A 1,618-nucleotide genomic window follows, 5' to 3' on the forward strand; every position below is an offset into this window, starting at 1 on the left:
TGAATGCCGCCGGCACGGCGCCGATGTCGACGCCTGTGTGCTCCTGCTGGTAGATCACCTTCACGTCGAACCACGCGTCCCGGTCGGCGCCCGACGGCGTTGCGGCCAGCGGCGAGTCCGGCGAGTTCGCGATCCACCCGGCAAAGTCCGCGACGGGCGAGAGCCCCTCTTGTGCCGTTCCGGCYTCGSYYGCGTCCGCGAAGACGTAGATGCGCCACCGTCCGTCGGCCTTGGCCTGGTGGCCGAGCTGGACCGGGTTGGTATCGCAGACGCGCACCACGGGCGCGGACTTGAAACGCTTGCCGATGATGAAKCCCGCGGCCAGGKCCTGGTGTATCGGCTCGGCGATAAGSGSYGAGGGGGCGTAGTGGGTCATGAAGCCGGCAGGGAACTCCGCGGTGCTCACGTAGAAGTTCTCCAGCTCKGTGGGRTCCTCGAACTCCTCGGGYTTCTTCGCCATGAGCGTGGACCACTCTTTGTCGAAGTCGATGAGGTTCTTGGCAACGACCTGGCGCTCGGCCGAGTACGTGGACAACAGGCTCTCCGGGCTGCGGCCTTCGAGCACGTGTCCGAGCTTCCAGGCCAGGTTGAAGCCGTCCTGCATGGAGACGTTCATGCCCTGGCCGGCCTTGGCGCTGTGCGTGTGGCACGCGTCGCCGGCGATGAACACGCGCGGTGTGCGGGTGCCGCGCTCCTCCGGCAGGACGTCGTCGAACCTGTCCGTSAGGCGGTGGCCCACCTCGTACACGCTGTGCCAGGCGACGTCGCGCACATCGAGCGTGTAGGGGCGGAGGATGTCGTTGGCCTTGGCGATGATCTCCTCRATGGTGGTGTTGCGCACGGAGCGGTTGTCGTTCCGGTCCACCTCGCCGAGGTCGACGTACATGCGGAAAAGATGCCCGCCCTCGCGCGGGATCAACAGGATGCTGCCGCCCGTGCCGGACTGGATCGCGCACTTCGTGCGGATGTCGGGGAAGTCCGTGACGGCAAGGACGTCCATGACGCCCCAGGCGTGGTTGGCCTGGTCGCCGGCGAGCGTGCAGCCGATCGACTCCCGCACCTTGCTCCGCGCCCCATCCGCCCCGACGACGTACTTGGCCCGGACAACGCGCTCCCGGCCCTCGTCCGGTCCGGCCGTGTGGAGGAGCGTGACCGTGACGGGGTAGTCGCCCTCGCCCGTGACCTCGAGGCCGCGGAACTCGTATCCGTAATCGGGGGCCATGCGGGCAGGGGAGTTCGCCATGAACTCGGCGAAGTAGTCCAGCACGCGCGCCTGGTTGACGATCAGGTGCGGGAATTCGCTGATGTCCCCGGTCGGATCGTCAAGGGCCCGCGCGGTCCGGATGATGCGCGAGGGATCCGCGGGGTCCGGCTTCCAGAACGCCATCTCGGTGATCCGGTACGCCTCGGCAATGATCCGCTCGGCGAAACCGAAAGCCTGGAACGTCTCCACGCTCCGGGCCTGGATCCCGTCGGCCTGGCCGATCGCGAGCCTCCCGGCGCGGCGCTCCACAATCCGGGTTGTGACACCCGGGAACTGCGACAACTGCGCGGCGGCAAGCATCCCGGCGGGCCCGCTGCCCACGATGAGCACGTCGACCTCCTCCGGAAGGTCCAC

General features: G+C 68.1%; 1 protein-coding gene. It reads right to left on the reverse strand.

The genetic code is table 11. The annotated features are described in order from the left end of the window. Positions 1-1,618 (reverse strand): FAD-dependent monooxygenase (locus AC1DJW_RS26350; RefSeq protein WP_476902933.1); only part of this gene is annotated, 1,618 nt, incomplete at both ends.

This window comes from Arthrobacter sp. 05L417 (assembly GCF_056397865.1).